Source organism: Paraburkholderia caledonica NBRC 102488 (assembly GCF_000685095.1).
GTDB lineage: Bacteria > Pseudomonadota > Gammaproteobacteria > Burkholderiales > Burkholderiaceae > Paraburkholderia > Paraburkholderia caledonica.
Window position 1 is genome coordinate 94,299 of sequence record NZ_BAYE01000003.1, and the last position, 18,427, is coordinate 112,725.

General features: G+C 64.2%; 14 protein-coding genes. 7 read left to right on the top strand and 7 right to left on the bottom strand.

Going from position 1 to position 18,427, the window contains the following annotated elements:
• Positions 1-35: 35 nt before the first annotated feature.
• The 4 genes from BCA01S_RS07455 to BCA01S_RS07470 form a co-directional block, all read right to left on the bottom strand.
• Positions 36-1,415: an amidase gene (locus BCA01S_RS07455; protein WP_027776390.1), complete on the bottom strand. Its 1,380-nt coding sequence runs from the start codon at positions 1,413-1,415 to the stop codon at positions 36-38.
• Positions 1,416-1,477: 62 nt separating this feature from the next.
• On the bottom strand, positions 1,478-2,158 hold the full coding sequence (locus BCA01S_RS07460; RefSeq protein WP_020069007.1) for a GntR family transcriptional regulator: 681 nt from the start codon (positions 2,156-2,158) through the stop codon (positions 1,478-1,480).
• A gap of 158 nt (positions 2,159-2,316) precedes the next feature.
• Complete coding sequence (locus BCA01S_RS07465) at positions 2,317-3,666, bottom strand: MFS transporter (protein ID WP_027776391.1); 1,350 nt, start codon at positions 3,664-3,666, stop codon at positions 2,317-2,319.
• Positions 3,667-3,688: 22 nt separating this feature from the next.
• Positions 3,689-4,375 (bottom strand): DUF2848 domain-containing protein, encoded by a 687-nt coding sequence (locus BCA01S_RS07470; RefSeq protein WP_027776392.1) that lies wholly within the window; start codon positions 4,373-4,375, stop codon positions 3,689-3,691.
• A gap of 168 nt (positions 4,376-4,543) precedes the next feature.
• On the opposite strand from BCA01S_RS07470, the gene BCA01S_RS07475 reads away from it, so the two are divergent.
• The 3 genes from BCA01S_RS07475 (at position 4,544) to BCA01S_RS07485 (ending at position 9,074) form a co-directional block, all read left to right on the top strand.
• On the top strand, positions 4,544-6,301 hold the full coding sequence (locus BCA01S_RS07475) for a cation:proton antiporter (protein ID WP_027776393.1): 1,758 nt from the start codon (positions 4,544-4,546) through the stop codon (positions 6,299-6,301).
• Positions 6,302-6,429: 128 nt separating this feature from the next.
• The gene (locus tag BCA01S_RS07480) at positions 6,430-7,914 is read left to right on the top strand and encodes a gamma-glutamyl-gamma-aminobutyrate hydrolase family protein (RefSeq protein WP_027776394.1); all 1,485 of its coding nucleotides are present in this window, start codon (positions 6,430-6,432) and stop codon (positions 7,912-7,914) included.
• Between the two features lie 362 nt (positions 7,915-8,276).
• Positions 8,277-9,074, top strand: coding sequence for a DUF2968 domain-containing protein (locus tag BCA01S_RS07485; RefSeq protein WP_027776395.1), 798 nt, complete (start codon positions 8,277-8,279; stop codon positions 9,072-9,074).
• A gap of 67 nt (positions 9,075-9,141) precedes the next feature.
• Here the strand turns inward: BCA01S_RS07485 and BCA01S_RS36960 are convergent, their stop codons facing one another.
• Together BCA01S_RS36960 and BCA01S_RS07495 are read right to left on the bottom strand one after the other, a co-directional pair.
• Entirely contained in the window at positions 9,142-9,879 is a 738-nt protein-coding gene (locus BCA01S_RS36960; protein WP_052369437.1) for a hypothetical protein, read from the bottom strand.
• A 722-nt stretch (positions 9,880-10,601) separates the two neighbouring features.
• On the bottom strand, positions 10,602-11,135 hold the full coding sequence (locus BCA01S_RS07495) for a GNAT family N-acetyltransferase (protein ID WP_027776397.1): 534 nt from the start codon (positions 11,133-11,135) through the stop codon (positions 10,602-10,604).
• Positions 11,136-11,445: 310 nt separating this feature from the next.
• Here BCA01S_RS07495 and BCA01S_RS07500 point away from each other — a divergent pair, with 310 nt between their 5' ends.
• The gene (locus tag BCA01S_RS07500; protein ID WP_027776398.1) at positions 11,446-12,747 is read left to right on the top strand and encodes an MFS transporter; all 1,302 of its coding nucleotides are present in this window, start codon (positions 11,446-11,448) and stop codon (positions 12,745-12,747) included.
• Between the two features lie 109 nt (positions 12,748-12,856).
• On the opposite strand, the gene BCA01S_RS07505 is transcribed toward BCA01S_RS07500, so the two are convergent.
• The gene (locus BCA01S_RS07505) at positions 12,857-14,704 is read right to left on the bottom strand and encodes a tetratricopeptide repeat protein (RefSeq protein WP_027776399.1); all 1,848 of its coding nucleotides are present in this window, start codon (positions 14,702-14,704) and stop codon (positions 12,857-12,859) included.
• Between the two features lie 123 nt (positions 14,705-14,827).
• Between BCA01S_RS07505 and BCA01S_RS07510 the strand changes: the two genes are divergently transcribed.
• From BCA01S_RS07510 to BCA01S_RS07520, 3 genes are all read left to right on the top strand, one after another.
• Positions 14,828-15,196 carry an ArsR/SmtB family transcription factor gene (locus tag BCA01S_RS07510; protein WP_027776400.1) on the top strand — a complete coding sequence of 123 codons (369 nt, stop codon included), beginning with the start codon at positions 14,828-14,830 and terminating at the stop codon, positions 15,194-15,196.
• The gene (locus BCA01S_RS07515) at positions 15,193-16,470 is read left to right on the top strand and encodes a cation diffusion facilitator family transporter (RefSeq protein ID WP_027776401.1); all 1,278 of its coding nucleotides are present in this window, start codon (positions 15,193-15,195) and stop codon (positions 16,468-16,470) included. Before BCA01S_RS07510 ends, BCA01S_RS07515 begins: the two co-directional genes overlap by 4 nt.
• Positions 16,471-16,644: 174 nt before the next feature.
• Positions 16,645-18,369, top strand: coding sequence for an FAD-dependent monooxygenase (locus BCA01S_RS07520; RefSeq protein ID WP_027776402.1), 1,725 nt, complete (start codon positions 16,645-16,647; stop codon positions 18,367-18,369).
• Positions 18,370-18,427: the final 58 nt, after the last annotated feature.

Sequence of the window (18,427 nt, forward strand, 5' to 3'; positions counted from 1 at the left end):
ACGACGCCTCACCCGCACGCAAACCGTGACGTCGCTCAGCGAATCGCGTTGAGCACCGCTTCGGCGCCCCGGCCAATGGCGAGAAGCGTGTCGTCGGCGTGCGGCGCGCCTGCCAGCATCAGGCCGACCGGTGCGTCGCCTCGCAGGTGGCAGGGCAGCGACAGCGCGCAGGCGTCGAGGAAGTTGAACACGCCCGGGTTGCGCAGCATCAGTGCGTTGGTGCGGCCGAAGAGGTCGTCGTCGGAAACGAGTTCGGCGACGCGCGGCGGCAGCATCGGCACGGTCGGCGCAACTACCGCGTCGAAGCGCTGCCACAGCGTGCGTGCCGCTTCGGCGAGCATCGCGTCGCGTTCGGCGAGCAGGTCCAGATAGTCGGCGGCGCTGGCCGGCTGGCCTTTGAGAATGCGCACCAGCACGCGCGGATCGTATTGGTCGCGGTGTTTCTCCAGCAAAGGACGATGCCACGCATACGCTTCGATCGGCGAAAAGCCGAAGCGGTTGATGTCGGGCAGACGGTCGAGCGGTGCAAAGCGCACTTCGCTGACAATCGCTCCGGCCGCTTCGAGGTGCTTGAGCGCGGTGTCGACGGCGGCCGCGACCTCGGGCTCGACGCCGTCGGTAACGTAGTTGGTCAGCACGCCGAGGCGCACGCCTTCGAGCGGCCGCGCAGCCGGCACGCGCGGTTCGAGCCCGGCGAGCATGCGGTCCACCAGTGCGCAGCACGCCACCGAGACGCCGATCGGGCCGAACGAATCGAGCGTCGGCGAAAGCGGCACGCCGCCTTGCTTCGGAACGCGCGCGGCGGTCGGCTTGAAGCCGGTCAGACCGCACAGCGCGGACGGAATTCGAAGCGAGCCGCCCGTGTCGGTGCCGAGCGCAACGGCGGCCATGCCGTCCGCGACGGAAGCCGCCGCGCCCGACGACGAGCCACCCGAGATCCGCTCGTCGCCCTTTACGTCGCGCCGGTACGGCGACAGCGGGTTGCCGTAGTGCGGATTGAGTCCGAGCCCGGAGAACGCGAATTCGCTCATATTGGTGCGTCCGACGATCACCGCGCCTGCCCGCTTCAGGCGCGCGACGGCCACGGCGTCCTGCGTGGCGGCGGGTGCGTCGGCAAGCACCGTCGAGCCGGCGCGGGTCGGCTGGCCCTCGATGTCGAACAGGTCCTTTACCGAGACCGGAATGCCGGCGAGCGGCGAGAGTACCGTGCCGGCGGCGCGCAAACGGTCGTGCGCGTCGGCGGCCTGGCGTGCGCCGTCTGCATCGACGTGCATGAAGGCGACCGCGCCCTGGCCGGCCGGATCGGCGATCCGTTCGAGCGCGGTTTCGACGAGCGCGCGGCTCGTGGTGCGCCCCGCGCCAAGGTCGGCGGCGAGCTGGGCAAGCGGCGGGAAGGGCGTGAATTCAGTGGCCATGATGTCGTTCGATCCAGTTGGTCTGCGTGAAGCCGCTTACGTAAGGTTTCTACATGCGGGTTTTACATGCGGTTGAAAAGCGTCGCGCGGAATGCCTCGATATGTTTCTGCACCGAGCGTTTCGCGCCTTCGGCGTCGCGCTCGCGCAGCAGGCGGAATAGTTCGAGGTGTTCTTCGTGAACGTCTTCGAGATGATGCGGCTCAGAGAGTGAAATGAACCAGAAGCGCAACGAGCGCTCATGCAGTCCGCGCAGAATGTCGGCGAGCACCGCGTTGCGCGAGGCGGCCGAAATGGCCAGATGGAACTCGCGGTCAATGTCCATCATGCCTTCTATGTCGTGCGCGGCGACGCACACGGCCGAGCGCTCCAGCAGCGTCTGCATCGCGTCGTAGTCGTGCTGTTGCGCGTGACGCGCGGCGAGTTCGACGCAGTAGCTTTCGTTGACGAGGCGCACGTCGATGATCGCAAGCACGTCGTCGAGCGAAACGGGGCGCACCATGATGCCCTTGCGCGGCATGATGGTCAGCATCCCTTCGTGGACGAGCCGGTGCAGCGCCTGGTGCACCGGCGTTCTGCCGATGCCGGTCAGCGCCATCAACTCCGCTTCGTTGAGCACCTCGCTCGGCCGCAAACGCATCGTGATGATTTCGCGCTTGACGAACGCATAAGCCTGTTCCGCGAGACTCGCATTGGCGGTCGCTCGGGTGGGCCGTGGGGGACGGGCGGTCTGCAAAAGCGTCATGTGAAGAAGGAGCGGACGATGTCGTCCGCGCATTGTAGAGCAAGGTCGAGCGAGCTTTTCGCGGGCGTGGCGGGCGCGGGCTCCGGTCCGATGCGAGGTGCGTGAGCCTGGCCTGTCAGGGTGGGGCGAGCCCGCCAGGCCGTGCCACTATTGATACCTCACGCGCTGCCCGCCACCGTTGTCGCGGCGTGCTGAACCCTGACACGCGGCATCATCAGCGTGACGAGGCCGCCCACGATCAGCGCGCCCGCAATCAGCACGAGCCCGAACGTCACGCTATGCGTCGCGTCTTTCACGATACCGAGTACATACGGGCTGACATAACCAGCGAGGTTGGCGATCGAATTGATCACCGCAATGCCGGCGACCGCAGCGGTGCCTTGCAGGAAGCTCGTCGACATCGACCAGAAGATGCCGAAGCCCGCGAGGATGCCGATATACGCAATCGACAAACCGGTGACGGCTAGCGGAATCGAGTTCGTGACCGACGCGCTGCCGAGCAGGCCCGCCGCGCCGATGAAACAGCACACGGCGTAGTGCCAGCGGCGCTCGCCGGTCACATCCGACGAACGGCCGATCAGAATCATGCCGATACCGGCTGCCAGATACGGAATCGCGGTAACGAAGCCATTGGTCACGAGATTCGTCACGCCGAGGTCTTTGACGATCTGCGGCAGCCAGAACGAAAAACCTGCATTGCCCGTGACGAGGCAGAAGTAGATCAGCGTGAGCAGCCAGAAGCGGCCCGAACGCAAAGCGACCGAGAGGCTATGTTCGGCGCCTTCCGCAGCAGCCGCGGCATTCTCGCGCGAGATGCGGGCAAGAATCACGCGTTTTTCGTCGTCGGTCAGCCACGCGGCCTCGGCGGGCGTGTTGCGCAACACAGCGAGCGCCCAGAAGCCGGCGAGAATCGACGGAATGCCTTCGATCAGGAACATCCACTGCCAGCCGCGCAATCCGTGTGCTTCGTGCAGCGCCGACATGAGGAAACCCGACAACGGCGCACCGATGATGCCCGCTACCGGAATCGCAGCCATAAAAACGGCGACCATCCGCGCGCGGCGGTCGGACGGGAACCAGAAAGTCAGATACAGCACGACGCCCGGCACCAGTCCGGCTTCAGCGACGCCGAGGAAAAAGCGCAGTACGTAGAACATGGTCTCGCTGCGTACGAACATCATCAGACACGACAGCAGGCCCCACAGCATCGTGATGCGGGCGATGGTGGCGCGCGCGCCGAATTTCTTCAGCAGCAGATTGCTCGGCACCTCGAATACGAAATAGCCGAAGAAGAAGATCCCCGCGCCCAGTCCGTACGCGGCGTTGGAAAGTCCGAGGTCGCCGGTGAACTGCAGCTTCGCATAACCGATGTTGACGCGATCCAGATACGACAGCACGTAGACGAGGAACAGGAACGGCATGATGCGCCACGTGATCTTGCGGATGGCGGCGGCTTCGAGCCAGGCGTCGGAGGACGCGTCGGCAACGGATGGCAATGGGGTGCTCATGAATGCCTCATTCGACGATAGCTCATTCGACAACAGGTAACGCGCGCACGCGATAGGCGTGACGCAGCGTGCGGTTCAGTACGGGATCGTGCAATTCGAGTTCGAGCGCGTCGCCGTCATCCATGCCGACAATGCCGCCTTGAACCGCGAGCGTGCCGCAGAACATGGCCGCGCCTTGTGCGAGCGGTGCACGCGCGAGCAGGTCGGCGGCGGGGAGCAGCGAGGCGACGCTGCCTTGTTGATACACGCGGCGCTCGCCGTTCGCGACCGCATAGGCGCGCAGTTCGAGCTGATCCCAATGGTCGGCGACGTCCTCGAATCGCCACGCGTCGCGCGCGACCGGCTTCGGACACACCTGCTTGGAGACGGTCACGCCGTAGGCCTCGACTTCGCGGTCGGTGTGATCGGAGCCGACGGTCACGAGCAGTCCCGCACTGGAATGCACCAGCACGCATTCCGCTTCGCCGCTCGACTTCGTGCCGGCAACGTCGATCTGTTCGGCTTGCGTCAGCAGTTCGGAGCCGAGACGGTAAAAGCACGGCGTAGTGGACGGGCGCTTCACGCCGAGTTCGGCAAGCTCGGCAATGTGGTGCTCGATTGCGGCCTGATCGCGGCCTGCCCAGCCGGCAATCGTGAGGCGGTTCACATCGGTTGAAATGGCGCGCTCGGCGCCGGAACGGTCTACAACCTTGAAAGACACCTGCTGCATGAGTGAACTCCGGGACGATATGCGACAAATATTATTGTGATATTTCACAGGCGTCCAGCGTGTCAAAAACATTGGCTCCGGATCGCCGACCGGCGCGCGGGCCGCCGCGCCGGAGACGGTTTGTTACACTGCGCTTGTTTGGACATTACTTTTTGTAAGGAAAGACGCATGCACGAAGGCATCGGCTTCATTCAGGATCTGGCGGTCGTGATGGCGCTCGCCGGCGTCGTTACCGTGCTGTTCCATCGCCTGAAGCAGCCGGTGGTGCTCGGCTATATCGCGGCGGGCGTGATCATTGGGCCGTACACGCCGCCGTTTCAGCTGATCCACGACGAGCAGACCATCAAGACGTTGGGCGAACTGGGCGTTGTGTTCCTGATGTTTTCGCTCGGTCTCGAATTCAGTCTGCGAAAGCTTTTCAAGGTGGGCGCGACCGCGATCGTCGCGGCGCTCTCCGAAATCGTGCTGATGTTGTGGCTAGGCTATGAAATCGGCAGCGCATTCGGCTGGAGCCCGATGGATTCGTTGTTCCTCGGCGCGATACTCGCCATTTCGTCGACGACCATCATCGTCAAGGCGTTGTCTGAGCTTGGCCTGAAGCGCGAGAGTTTCGCGCAACTCGTATTCGGCATTCTGATCGTCGAAGACATTCTCGCCATCGCGATGCTCGTGCTGCTGTCCGGCATCGCGCAGACAGGGCAGTTGAGCGCGGGCGTTGCGGCTGTCACGCTGGGCAAGCTGTTGCTTTTCATGACGGTGTCGCTGGTTGTCGGCATTCTCGTCGTGCCGCGCGCGCTGAACTACGTCGCGCGCGCTCGCAGCGACGAGATGTTGCTCGTCGCCGTGCTCGGTTTCTGTTTCGGCTTCTGCCTGCTGGTGGTCAAGCTCGACTACAGCATTGCGCTGGGTGCGTTCCTGATTGGCGCGATCATGGCCGAATCGCGTCATCTGCATCGAATCGAGCATCTGATTGCGCCGTTGCGCGATGCGTTTTCTGCGATCTTTTTCGTCACCATCGGCTTGATGTTGAATCCCGCGGTGCTCGTCGACTATGCATGGCCGATTGCCGTCATCACGGTCGCGGTAATCGTCGGCAAGATCGTCTCGTGCGGGCTCGGCACTTTTCTCGCGGGCAAGGACGGCCGCACGGCGATGCGCGTCGGCATGACGGTCTCACAAATCGGTGAGTTCTCGTTCATCATCGCGTCGCTCGGTTTGACGCTGAAGGTGACGAGCGCGTTTCTCTATCCGATTGCGGTGGCCGTATCGGCTTTGACCACGCTCTTCACGCCTTATCTGATCCGGGCCGCCGATCCACTCACGCGGCGTTTCGCCGACGCGATGCCGCGCACGCTCGTCAATGTGTTCGGCATGTATAGCCAGTGGTTGAGCAGCCTCAGCACAGAAAGCGGCGAGCCGACGCTTTTCAGCATGACGCGGCGAATCATCCTGCAGATCGCGGTGAATCTTGCGTTGGTTGCCGCGATCTTTCTGATTGTGTCCTACGGCGCGCCTTACATCAGTACGGTGTTGACGCGTTGGGTCAGTTCGGAGCCGATGCAGCGCGTCGTGCTGTGGAGCGTCGCGTTGCTCGTGTCGATGCCGTTTCTGGTGGCGGTTTATCGCAAGACCAAGTCGCTCGCGTTGCTGCTCGCCGAGGTGAGCGTGCAGCCGGCGACGGCCGGGCGCTTCACGAGCGCGCTGCGTTATGCGATCTCCGATCTCGTGCCGGTGGTGTGCATGGTCGGCGTGTTTCTGCTCGTCGCGGCGCTTTCGGGCGGTATCCTGCCGCCGACTGGCCTGCTCGCCGCGGTGCTGATCTGCGCGGCGCTGCTGCTCGCGCTCGTGTGGCGCTGGTGCGTGAAGATTCACGCGGCAATGCAGATCGCGCTGCGCGAAACTTTTGACGAACAGCCGGATCCCTAAGTTAGACGGAACTGCGCGAGGCGGCCCGACAATGTGAGCAATTGTGTGCGGGTTTGCCGGGTCAAGCACGCTGGCGGATAATCAGGGCATATTCATTCGTTCGCGTGGAAGGCGCCTGTCCAACAGTCATGAGCGAAAACAAACCCGAAAACGCCGGTCAATCCGGCAGTTCGACGCCGCCTCCGGCATCGCCGGAAAGCTTCGGCCAAACACTGGCCGAACCGACCGCATCGTTACCCCTCTCGCATGAAGACGTCATTCAGTCGCCCGTGAAAGATCCGGTCGCGTCGACGGCGGCGCCGTCGTCCGTGCCCGTTACGGCATCGGTCCCGGCGCCGGCCGCTTCGTCGGAGGCGGCTGCGAGGTCATCGACTGACGACCCCGAAAGTGCGTCCACCGTTACGCCAGTCGTCAAACGGACCGCCCAGCAACGCGACGCGGCCGAGGCGCGCAGTTCCGCCGCGGCTTCCACCGCGAAGCAGGAGGCCGCGGTTCATGAGCGCGACTCGCGCCCGGTTCGCGGGCGGGAAGTTCCGTCCACTCATAACGCGACGCCGCTGACCAGTGAACCGATTCAAGGCGAACTCATCGCTTCGGCCGACGACGTGCTCGCCGCCGAAGACGCCGCCGCATCCACCGCGCGTCCGGCGGGTTCGCCTCCGCCGGGCTTCGGCGCCGCGCCCGATTTCACCGCGACCAACCCGCCGCCGCCGAATGCGTTGCCGCCGTCGCCACCACGCTATCTGAAGCAGACGGACTCGGCGTGGTCCGTGTTTGGCCGCATCATCGCGGCGCGCGCGCGACAGCTGTTCGATCGGGCCGGTCAGCGGATCACGCAGCGCACGCTGCGCATCGGCGTATCGGCGCGAATCTTTCACCCGGAGCCGGGTGCGAAAGGGCTGCGGGGCAAGACGCTGCAATATCTCGAAGAGTCGATTGCGCACTGGGTAATGTCGCGCGACGTGCTGGTCTTCATGATTCCGACGGTCGGGCACCAGGGCATGCTGCATCCGAGCAACATCCGTTTGCGCGACTATGCGAAGCATCTCGACGGTCTGTTGCTGCAAGGCGGCGCGGACGTTTCGCCCCAATCGTATGCCGAGGCGGCGACGAGTCCCGAATGGCCCGGCGACCGCGTGCGCGACATGTACGAGCTCGAACTACTGCATGAATTCATCGAGTCTGGCAAGCCGGTGCTCGGCGTGTGCCGCGGTTGCCAGCTGATCAATGTGGCGTTCGGCGGGACCTTGTATCAGGATATCGCCACCGACGTGCCGACCGCCGGTGCGCACGTGAACGAAGATTACGATCAACATCGGCATGCCATCCATTTCCCTGACGGCTCGACGCTCGCCAATATGTTTCCCGCCCGGCGCGATGCGATCGTCAACTCGATTCACCATCAGGCGGTCAAGACGCTCGGCCGCGATCTGAATATCGAGGCGGTGTCGGCATCGGACGGCATTATCGAAGCCGTGCGCTACCGGCGCGCGCCTTTCGTGATGGGCGTGCAATGGCATCCCGAGTTCCATCGCGCGGGCGGTCCTGAGTTGCTCGATTGCACGCCGCTGCTCGATACATTCCTGCGAGTGGCGCGCGAAACGCGCTTCTAGGCATGGGGTGACGGCAGTTCGGGCTTGCGCTTGCGGATTGCCGGCGTGGCCCGGTGCTGGAAAATGTAATTCGTCAGAGGCGCCACTGGGTAAGTGGCGCCTCGTTATTTATGCGCTCGCCGTTATCACTTGCGCGTGGTGTTTGGCGTCTTGTCTTGTCCATCGACGCCATGTGTCTCCTGCGTTTCAAGCCTTATCCAGATATGTTTTATTTCGCGATAGGCCGGCATGTCGTGTATTTCGCACAACGTAGTTTCATCTCAATTTAAAGTCTATTTTTACGACGCTTCAATGCTTCGCTTAAGCGACAATCCGCGCGATAATCCAAAGCTGTTTTCTGGATCCGCATGGAGCATGCACGTATGAAGTACACCTTATTGATACGGCGCGCCATGCTGCTCGCGACTTCGTGTGCGCTGTTGCAGCATGGCGGGTTCGTGCTGGCCGCGCAAGGCGAAATGGCGGCACCCATGGTTGGCACGCGGCCGGCCATGAACGCTCTTACGCCGCAGCCCGTCGTCGCTGCGCTGCGCGACGCGGCGTCGGGGGCTGCCTCGGCCTCGGTTGTGTCGCTTGCGCCAGGTGCCTCAGGGTCGTCAGGTTCATTAGCTCAGTCGGCTTCGTCGCCCGAATCGCCCATGTCAAGTGAAGCGCAAGGCAACGTGGCCGAGTTAATGCAAATGATCCAGGACACGAAGCTGAGCGAATTGCGCACCACATACAACGGCAGTTATGGCGCGAGCCTTTTCTTCTATCCGCGCGAGATGACGTACTACGTCGCGTTGTTTCAGGACAAGCATTTCTGGCGGGTAATCAAGTCGACGGACGCGGGCCGGGCTGAAGCGATCTACGCAGGATTCGTACAGCAAACCGCGCAGTTAGCTGAGGTGGAGATTCACCGGACGCAGCTGCAGGCGCAGAAGGCGTACATAGAGGACACTATCGCGTTGTCCGAAGATCGTGCGAAGCGCCTGCAAGCTGACCTTGAGGTCGCCCGCACCCAGCAGGCCAAGGTCAACGACTACCAGCGTCAGACGCAAAACGAAGCGGCCGCGTTACGCGAGGAAAAAGAGCGGGCACAGGCGCAACTGCGGCAGGTGCAAGGTCAGGTCATGCAACTGCAACGGCAGACCGAAATGGGCTTGGCAGGCCAGAAGTAAAAGCGCTTGAAATGCGGAGGAAGCCCGGCTTTGGTAGCCGGGCTTTTTTGTGCCGCTTTTCGCGCGGCTATCTGATGAATTGATCTGGGACTTCGGTCACTCGCCGATGTGTGAGACGGGCGCTCCACTGCTGCCCGGCGCTCCCGTCCAGATTCGCGGATGATGCCTGCTGCGCCTGCTGCGTCGTGCTGCCGTGGCGAATGCTCGCGGACATGTCGGCGAACGTGTAGTCGCTCGTGCCTGGCTGCGTCGGCGCGGGCGGCGAGTATGATCCCGCAACCGACGGTTTGACGAACATCCCCGTTACAGGCGGTGGCATTGCGATAGTCGACGCGCCGTCGGCTGCGTGCTGCCGATGGCTCACAGCGTCAGTTCTCGCGGGATGTCTATAGACGATCCGGCGATCGCCGTCATTCTTCACGGCAAGCGGCGTGCGTGTGCGGACGATGGTCGCAGAGCGGTGCGGTTCGATCGACGCGGTTGTCGGCGGGTGCAACGTCAAGCCGCCCACAGCAACGGTCCGGGCCGTGCCGGACACCAATGCGGTTCGCGCATGCTGCCGCGCAAAGACAGCGCTTGCACCGCTCATGTTTGCTGTTTCGGCGACGCTGTTCGAAACGTCAACGGTATCGCGCCGCGGAATTTGCCTGGCCGGCGTCTGGCGCTCGACCACCGCTATGTCAGTGCGCCTCGGGAGGTTGCCAATGCGCAGACCACGGACGTCGACATGACCGACCGCCGTCCATGCGAGCAGTGCGGCGCCGCTCAACGCGCAGGCGCCTCCCGCCAGCGCCCACCGCGGCATGAGGGGCGCGCGTGCCGCCGATCCTGCGACATGCGCTTTCACTGGCGCAAAGGCATCCTGAAAAGGGGGAGCGTCAGGTACAGCTAAATTGTCCGCGAAAACCGAGTGCCCCGGAGGCAAGCCGCCCCGAAGTCGCAACGCCTCCGCCTCATGCTCACCCACTGTCTCCGCCGTCATCGCGCCTGTCGCCAATCCCATCATGATCGCCGCGGAAGCGTCAGCAAGCTGATGGTTCGGCGCCTCCCATCGACAGAACGAGCGAATAGGCTGGTCGCGTAAGTCAAATGTCTTGAGGACCGCTCCGTAAAGCCCGTGCAGCCCTTTATCCAACCGGTGGCTTGGCGCGAGCAACGCCCACCCGCGGCCGAAGGGCGCCGGCACACCATTGAACGGGCGGGAGCGGGGCAACGCCATCGCGCCGTCAATTATCGTTAAAGGTGTGGTGGGCATCGATCTCTTCCAGCGCCTCGGGGACGGACGCCGCCTGGCGCCCCGTAGGTCGGTGAGACGATGGCCTCGGAGCAGTACGCGAGGAACGCCTCACGCGCGTCAACGCGCAAAAGCGCAGGGACGCGTATCAGCCTCCGCGAATGCATTATCGCTTCAACAGAAAAGCCATCGTCGGGAAGAATGCATGATGCGCCCGAACGAAACCGGCAACGCTCAGACGTTTCGCAACGTGAGTGCAGATCTGTCCGGGATTGCGGCGCTCAAGACGCAGCTCAAGCGCTCGACTTGTCCAACCGATAAACATAGCGCAGCGCCGTGATATCCACGCCGCCCATGCGATCCGGCTCTGCGCCGACATACTGCCAGCCTTGCCGTTCATAGAAACCGATAGCCGGCAGATTGCCCTCTAGCGCGAACAAATAGAGTTGAGTCTCGCCCTGCGCGCGAGCCCAGTCTTCGGCGGCGCGCATCAGCAGTTTGCCGACGCCAATGCCCTGATGGTCCGGAAGTGCATGCAGGTTATCCAGCAGCACGCCCCACGCGGATTCCGGTTGACTCTCCACGCATACGAAGCCAACGGGCTCGCCGCCCAGTTCTGCAATCGCCACCATGCGACGCTCGCCGCCCGGCGCGCTCATGCGGGCCTCCCAATAGGCGGCGCGCTCCTGAGTGACTTCACCGTCCAGAAAAGCGTCAGGCAACAGACCACGATAAGTGGCGCGCCAGCTCGTGCTGTGAATAGACGCGATGAGCGCTGCGTCGACGATGGTTGCGGGGCGCAGCGAAAGGGCGGAGGCGGTTGGCATCGGGAAGGGCATCACGGCAATGACGAGTTGCAATTCTAACGGTCGCGAGTGGCGCAACTGGCTGTAATGAAAATGTAGGGAATATGCAACAGCACTATGGACGGTAACATGCTGTGGCGCGGCTTCTGGCGGACCTCAACGTTTACCCTGATACCGCTAAAGTGTATTGGGTCGCAGAATTCAGCGCCCCCGGCGCGGCTCAACCTGCGGCCATCCATTTGCCTGTGGCATCCGCATTCTCACCGGGCGCGAATCGTTTCAACTGCCAGATCGCCGCGGCTTGCCGGGCGTGGGCTTATCAGAGAACGTCATGTCAACAGCGTCACACGCTATCTCCCCGTCGCAAGAATCCAAAGTCAAGACCGTGTTCCGCGTAGTCAGCGGCAACTTTCTTGAGATGTACGACTTCATGGTCTACGGCTACTACGCGTCCGCGATTGCCAAGACTTACTTTCCGAGCGGCAGCGAGTTTGCGTCGCTGATGCTTTCGCTGTCGGTGTTCGGCGCGGGCTTCCTGATGCGGCCGCTCGGCGCGATTGTCCTCGGCGCTTATATCGACCATCACGGTCGCCGCAAGGGGCTGATCCTCACCCTGGGCCTGATGGCGCTCGGCACGCTGACCGTAGCGTCCATTCCGGGCTACGCGACGATCGGCCTGCTCGCCCCGGTGCTCGTGCTGCTGGGCCGCTTGCTGCAAGGCTTTTCCGCGGGCGTGGAACTGGGCGGCGTGTCGGTGTATCTGTCCGAAATCGCCACCAAAGGCAACAAAGGCTTCTATTGCGCGTGGCAGTCAGGCAGCCAGCAGGTTGCCGTGGTGTTCGCCGCGCTGCTGGGCGTAATGCTCAACAAGATGCTGCCCGCCGACCAGATGAGCGCATGGGGCTGGCGCGTGCCGTTCCTGATCGGCTGCCTGATCGTGCCGTTTCTGTTCATGATTCGCCGCTCGTTGAAGGAAACCGAGGAGTTCTCGGCGCGCAAGCATCGTCCGGGAATGGGCGAGATCATGAAGACCATGGCCGCGAACTGGGGCACCGTGCTGGGCGGCATGGGCATGGTGATCATGACCACTGTGTCCTTCTACATGATCACGGCTTATACGCCGACGTTCGGCAAGGAAGTGCTGAAGCTGTCGTCGATCGATACGCTTGTCGTCACCGTCTGCATCGGTCTGTCGAACCTGATCTGGCTGCCGCTCGCGGGCGCGCTGTCGGACCGCATCGGCCGTCGTCCGGTGTTGCTTGCTTTTACGGCGCTCACCATCGTCACCGCGTACCCGGCGCTGCAATGGCTCGTCGCCGAGCCGTCGTTCGCTCGGCTGCTCGCCGTCGAGTTGTGGCTGTCGTTCCTCTACGGCAGTTATAACGGCGCGATGGTCGTGGCGCTGACCGAAGTCATGCCGGTGGAAGTGCGCACCGCAGGCTTCTCGCTCGCATACAGCCTTGCCACGACGATCGGCGGTTTCACGCCGGCCATTTCCACGCTGCTGATCCATTCCACCGGCAACAAGGCGGCCCCGGGCCTGTTCCTCGGCGTGGCCGCGATCTGCGGGCTGATTGCAACGCTCGTGCTGTACCGCACGCCTGAATCGCGCGATCAATACAAAGCCGCATGACTCTGAGCGTGTGCTGACGCCGCTTGCGACGTCGGTGCAACAAAAAAACCCCACGCTCGTCAGGCCGCGGGGTTTTTTTTGTTGCCGTAGCGATCACATGCCCGGGCGGCTAGCCCCGGCGCAACTCGTTTGCGACCGCGTGCACGACCTCGCGCCATGCATCGGGCTGCGGCTGACGTACCAGTGTCGCGCTCGCGTACCACGGGCTGCGCGTGTCGTCGGCGCACCAGCGCCAATCTGGCGCGAACGGCAGCATCAGCCAGAGCGGCTTGCGCAGCGCGCCGGCGAGGTGCGCGATCGACGTATCGATCGACACCACCGCGTCGAGGCGCTCGATGATCGCCGCCGTATCCGCGAAGTCGTCGATCCGCTTGTCGAACCGATGAATCGACCCGGCTCGCGGATGCGCGTCCAGCGCGGCGCATTCATCGGCACTGAGGTTGGGCTGCAACACGATCCAGTCGATGCCATCAATCGCGAAAAGCGGATCGAGTTCGGCGAGCGGCATAGATCGCGTTTCGTTCTGGTGGATGCGCCCCGACCACGCAAGCCCAATCTTGCGCTTTGCCTGGCCGCCCAGCGAGCCGCGCCATTTTCGCCGGTACGCGGGTGGCACGCTGAGATAGGGCGTGCGCTCGGGAATCGTGTCCAACGTCGTGCCGAGCGCGAGCGGCAAGCTCAGCAACGGGCATTGAACATCAGCGGCGGGGCGCGGCGCGCCTCTCGGGATGAGCGTCACACGCCACTCCTGCGCGGCCGGCTCGAGCAGCGGCAGCAACTGCGGCTGTACTTCGAGCACCACACGCGCCGCACGTTGCGCGGCCAGCGGGATGAAGCGCACGAACTGCAACGTATCGCCGAAACCCTGTTCGGCGTGTATCAACAGCGTGCGTTGTGACACCGGCTCGCCGTGCCAGCGCGGTAAGGTTTCGATGGCCGGCTCGGCGACCGTTTGCAGACGCCATTCGTATTCGGGCAACCCACGCGCAAAGTCGCCGAGCGCAAGCCACGCTAGCGCCCGGTTCATATGCGCTGACGCGAGATCCGGCTGCACGCGCAACGCCTGATCGAATGCGCGTACAGCTGTGGCGTGTGCGCCCAGCGCCTGGTGCGCGGTGCCAAGGCTCAGCCACGCGAGCGCGAATTGCGGATCCAGTCCGACCGAGCGTTCGAGATACGGTATCGCTTGAGCGTGACGCCCCAGCGCAGCCAGCGCGTTGCCCATGCCGAAGATGGCGGGCGGCAGGTTCGGCTGCAATGCGAGCGCAGCCTCGAACGAGGCAACCGCCTCTGCGTGACGGCCGGTGGCGTCGAACGTATTGGCGAGGTTGAAATGCGCGGCGACGAAGCGCGGCTCGGCGGCGAGTGCGGCCTGGAAGCATGGGATCGCTTCGTCGGCGCGGCCGAGCGCATTGAGCGACATGCCCATGTTGTTGAGCGCCCCGGCGTGGCCTGGGCGCAATTCCAGCGTACGGCGGAACGAGGCGATGGCTTCCTCGTGACGCCCGAGCGCGTGCAACGCGTTGCCCAGATTGTTATGCGACGAGGCGTCGTCCGGCTGCAGGCGCAACGAGCGGCGGAATGCGTCCGCGGCGTCTTCGTGACGACCTGCCGCGGTGTAGGCGTTGCCGAGGTTGTAGTGCGCCATGGGGAACGAAGGCGCAAGCGTGAGAGCGTTGCGGAACTGGTCGATGGCTTCGTCGATCTGGCCGAGCGCCTTCAGCGCGTTGCCGAGGTTCAGTTGCAGCGCGGCGTCTTGCGGGCGCAGGTCTACCGCGCGCCGTACGAGTTCGGCGGCCTCGGCGTGCTGGCCCTGCTGGTGGCGCAGGACGCCCAGCAGGTGCAGCGCATCGACGTGCACCGGGTTGCCGTCGAGCGTCGCGCGGTAGCCGCGTTCGGCATCTTCGAGCCGGCCGTCACGATGCGCCGCGAAAGCGCGGTCAAATACAGGTTGCATGACGGGGATGGTAGTCGGTGAGGCAAAGGCCGCATTTTCCCACACTCGCCGACCCGCACCCCGGTTTGACCCGGCGGGCCCGTTTCGCTAACATGTGAACACCTGTTCATATATCTGCCGCCCATGATTCCCGCTACGGCCTCGCCGCCATTGCCGCCTTTGCCGGCGAGTTTCGAACCGCGCCCGGCGGACAGGGTCGCGCCGCTCGCCGACCTGTTTCGCCTGCTGGGCGACCCGACGCGCTTGCGCATCGTGCTGGCTTGCGTCGACGAACGGCGGGCGGTGGGTGCCATTGCCGAAGAACTGAATCTGTCGCCGTCGCTCGTGAGCCATCATTTGCGGCTGCTGCGCGCGGCGCGAATCGTGCGGGCGCAGCGGCAGGGCAAGCAGGTGTTCTATCTCGCCGCCGACCGCCACATCAGCACGATGCTGGCCGGCATGCTTGAACACGTGGCCGAGCCCGCCCGTGATGACGCATTGGATCTGCCATGAAGAAAATCGAAGAAAGGGAAGACGAACACGCCCCGGTGTGGCTCGACGCGACGGATAACAACGACGTCGCGGACAAACAGAGTCGAGTTGCCGGCACGCAGGTTCATGAGGACAGTGATCGCGGGGTTGTAGCGGGGGAGCATTCTGCTCGTGAGCTTGAACAGGGCGGCCATGGGGACGGCCTCGATCAGAGCCATGCCGCCGGCCACGGGCACAGCGGCAGCCACGACCAAAGTCATGGCCACGACCACAGTCGCGACCACGACGACCACAGTCACGACCACGGCCACGACCACGGCCACGACGACAGTCGCGATCGCGGCGACGGCCACAGCCACGGCCACGATCACAGCCACACCCACGCAGGCCACCATCATCACCATCACGCGCCCGTCCCAGGCCACGGCTTCGCGTTCGCGCTGGCTGTCGCGTTGAATGTCGCGATCGTCGTAATTCAGGCGCTGTACGGCGTGCTCGCGCACTCGACCGCGCTGCTCGCCGATGCCGGTCACAACCTGTCCGACGTACTCGGCCTGCTGCTCGCCTGGGGCGCCGCCTGGCTTACGACGCGCCGTCCTTCCGCACGCTACACGTTCGGCTACGGCAGCTCGTCGATTCTCGCGTCGCTGGCCAATGCAGCGCTCCTGTTGTTCGCGTGCGGCGTGATCGTCGCCGAGGCGATCGGCCGCCTGATGAATCCGGCGCCGGTCGCAGGGCTCGCCGTGTTCGTCGTTGCGACCGTCGGCGTCGTCGTGAACGGGATTTCCGCGTGGCTCTTCATGCGTGGCCAGAAGGAAGACCTCAACATCCGCGGCGCCTTTCTGCATATGGCAGCCGATGCCGGCGTGTCCGCTGCGGTGGCCATAAGCGGTCTCGTGATTCTCTATACCAACTGGACGTGGCTCGACCCGCTAATGAGCCTGCTGGTGGTCGCGGTCGTCGTCTACGGGACCTGGGGTCTGTTGCGCGATTCGGTGAGGCTCGCGCTCAATGCGGTGCCGTCAGGCGTCGATCTGCAGAGCATCCGCGATTACCTAGCGGACCTGCCCGGCGTCGAGGGCGTGCACGATCTGCACGTGTGGGCGCTGTCGACCACCGGCAACGCGCTCACCGTGCACCTCGTGATGCCGGCCGGGCATCCCGGCGACGAGCGGCTCGACGGCATCGTGCTCGCGTTGCGGGAACGCTTTTCGATGCAACACGCGACGCTGCAAGTCGACCTCGGCACGACCAGTCATCGATGCGCGATGGATCATCCGGCAGAACAACACTGACACCTGCCGACGCCGCAGCCTGCTGACGCACTGACGCGCCACAGCACAACGCCGCAGCGCCGGTCTACGACAAGCCCGGCTCTGCGCGATACACCTCGTAATTGATGCACCGCGCCGTTCAGCCCCGGGGCTCGGGGCGTACACTAGATCGCACTGTGCTCTGCGGAGTTTCGCATGGACGCTGCTGCCAATAATGCGTCGCCGGTTCTGATCGTCGGAGCGGGTCCGACCGGCCTCGCCGCTGCGATGAGCCTCGCGCGCGCTCATATTCCCGTGCGTCTGATCGACCGCGCGATGCAGCCGAACCCTTATTCGCGGGCAATCGGCATCCAAGCGCGCACGCTCGAACTGCTGGAGCAGCATCGGCTTGTCGAGCGATTTCTCGAACTGGGCCATCGCGCCCGCGTCGCCAATCTGTTTTCGAACGGCATGCGCCTCGCGCAACTCGACTTCGATCCGCTGCACACGCGCTATCCGTATCTGCTGTTTCTCGATCAGTCGGTGACCGAGCGTCTGCTGACCGAGCATCTCGCGACGCTCGGCGTCACGGTCGAGCGGGGCGTCGAACTCACGATGTTCACACAAGGCTCGGCCGGCATTCAGGCGACGCTGCGGCGCGCCGACGGTCACACGCAAACGCTGCGTCCGTCCTACATGATCGCCGCGGACGGCGCGCACAGCATGATCCGCCAAGGCCTCGGCCTGAGCTTCGAGGGCAAGACACTCGAGCAGACTTTCCTGCTCGCCGATCTGCATGCCGAGACGGACTGGCCCGAGGACGAATTCCACATCTTCGCTTCCGGCGAAGGTCTCGTCGCGCTCTTTCCAATGGGCCACGGCCGGCATCGGCTGATCGCAGATCACGCAGTCGAGCGAGTCGCCGAGGCCGCGCCGCTTTCGCCGGTAGTGCTTGGCGAACCGCCGCTCAATCGCGCGACCGCACCGTCGCTCGACGAATGCAAGGCACTGCTCGCGAGGCGCGTGCATGAACGCGTCGATGTCTCGGAGCTGGCGTGGTCCTCGTATTTCCACCTGAACAGCCGGATGGTCGAGCGGCTGCGCGTGGGGCGCGTCTTCCTCGCCGGCGACGCCGCGCACGTGCATAGTCCGGCCGGCGCTCAGGGAATGAACACCGGCATGCAGGAAGCGTTCAATCTCGGCTGGAAGCTCGCGCGCGTTCTAAAGGGCGGGGCGCCCGATCGCCTGCTCGACACCTACCATCTCGAACGACATCCCATTGAGCGCGACGTGCTGCGGCAAACCGGCTTCATCACGCAGATGGCCGAGGCGGATCATGGGCCGCTCAAGCTGCTGCGCGAACGCGTGATGCCGGTTCTTGCCGCGCTCGGTCCGTTGCGCGACGCCGCGCGGCTCACGATCAGCGAGTTGTCGGTCCAGTACCGCCGCAGTCCGCTCACGCTCGAACGCGTGCTCGACGGCGGTCCGCGCGCGGGCGAACGCGCGCCGGATGCGGTGGTGCACGTGGTCGACGGTCCGCTCGGACGCGCGCCCGGCATCGGCTGCATTTTCGATCTGCACGACCCCGCGTTTTTTTCGCTGTTCGTGCTCGTGCCGCCACTGCCCGTCGACGAAAAGCCGCTCGATCCCGATGCAAAGCACGAGCCGCCCCGCGACGCCGAGTTCGAGCGTCTCGTGGCCGACATGGAGAGATTGTTGCCAGGCGCGGTGCGCATCTGGCGCGTGACGGATACGACCGGCGACGGCGGTCCGTCGCTAGCCGAGTCGTATGGACGAACGCGGCCGTCGTTCTATCTGCTGCGGCCCGACGGCTACATCAGCGCGCGCGGGCGCACCGGCTCGGACCTGAACGGCTTGTTGCGGCACTGCGAAGCGTGGTTCACCGTTGGCGGACAGATACCCGAGCAGACAGCCGTGTAAAACTGCGGCGGGCGGCTGCCTCCGTTGGAGCCGCCGCCCATACGCACAGACCGCGCAA

What these genes read in the sequence shown, in the direction of transcription:
- BCA01S_RS07460 (WP_020069007.1), bottom strand. Translation starts at nt 2,158, where the DNA reads ATGACGCTTTTGCAGACCGCCCGTCCCCCACGGCCCACCCGAGCGACC.
- BCA01S_RS07520 (WP_027776402.1), top strand. Translation starts at nt 16,645, where the DNA reads ATGGACGCTGCTGCCAATAATGCGTCGCCGGTTCTGATCGTCGGAGCG.
- BCA01S_RS07475 (WP_027776393.1), top strand. Translation starts at nt 4,544, where the DNA reads ATGCACGAAGGCATCGGCTTCATTCAGGATCTGGCGGTCGTGATGGCG.
- BCA01S_RS07465 (WP_027776391.1), bottom strand. Translation starts at nt 3,666, where the DNA reads ATGAGCACCCCATTGCCATCCGTTGCCGACGCGTCCTCCGACGCCTGG.
- BCA01S_RS07505 (WP_027776399.1), bottom strand. Translation starts at nt 14,704, where the DNA reads ATGCAACCTGTATTTGACCGCGCTTTCGCGGCGCATCGTGACGGCCGG.
- BCA01S_RS07495 (WP_027776397.1), bottom strand. Translation starts at nt 11,135, where the DNA reads ATGCCAACCGCCTCCGCCCTTTCGCTGCGCCCCGCAACCATCGTCGAC.
- BCA01S_RS07515 (WP_027776401.1), top strand. Translation starts at nt 15,193, where the DNA reads ATGAAGAAAATCGAAGAAAGGGAAGACGAACACGCCCCGGTGTGGCTC.
- BCA01S_RS07480 (WP_027776394.1), top strand. Translation starts at nt 6,430, where the DNA reads ATGAGCGAAAACAAACCCGAAAACGCCGGTCAATCCGGCAGTTCGACG.
- BCA01S_RS07485 (WP_027776395.1), top strand. Translation starts at nt 8,277, where the DNA reads ATGAAGTACACCTTATTGATACGGCGCGCCATGCTGCTCGCGACTTCG.
- BCA01S_RS36960 (WP_052369437.1), bottom strand. Translation starts at nt 9,879, where the DNA reads ATGCCGCGGTGGGCGCTGGCGGGAGGCGCCTGCGCGTTGAGCGGCGCC.
- BCA01S_RS07455 (WP_027776390.1), bottom strand. Translation starts at nt 1,415, where the DNA reads ATGGCCACTGAATTCACGCCCTTCCCGCCGCTTGCCCAGCTCGCCGCC.
- BCA01S_RS07510 (WP_027776400.1), top strand. Translation starts at nt 14,828, where the DNA reads ATGATTCCCGCTACGGCCTCGCCGCCATTGCCGCCTTTGCCGGCGAGT.
- BCA01S_RS07500 (WP_027776398.1), top strand. Translation starts at nt 11,446, where the DNA reads ATGTCAACAGCGTCACACGCTATCTCCCCGTCGCAAGAATCCAAAGTC.
- BCA01S_RS07470 (WP_027776392.1), bottom strand. Translation starts at nt 4,375, where the DNA reads ATGCAGCAGGTGTCTTTCAAGGTTGTAGACCGTTCCGGCGCCGAGCGC.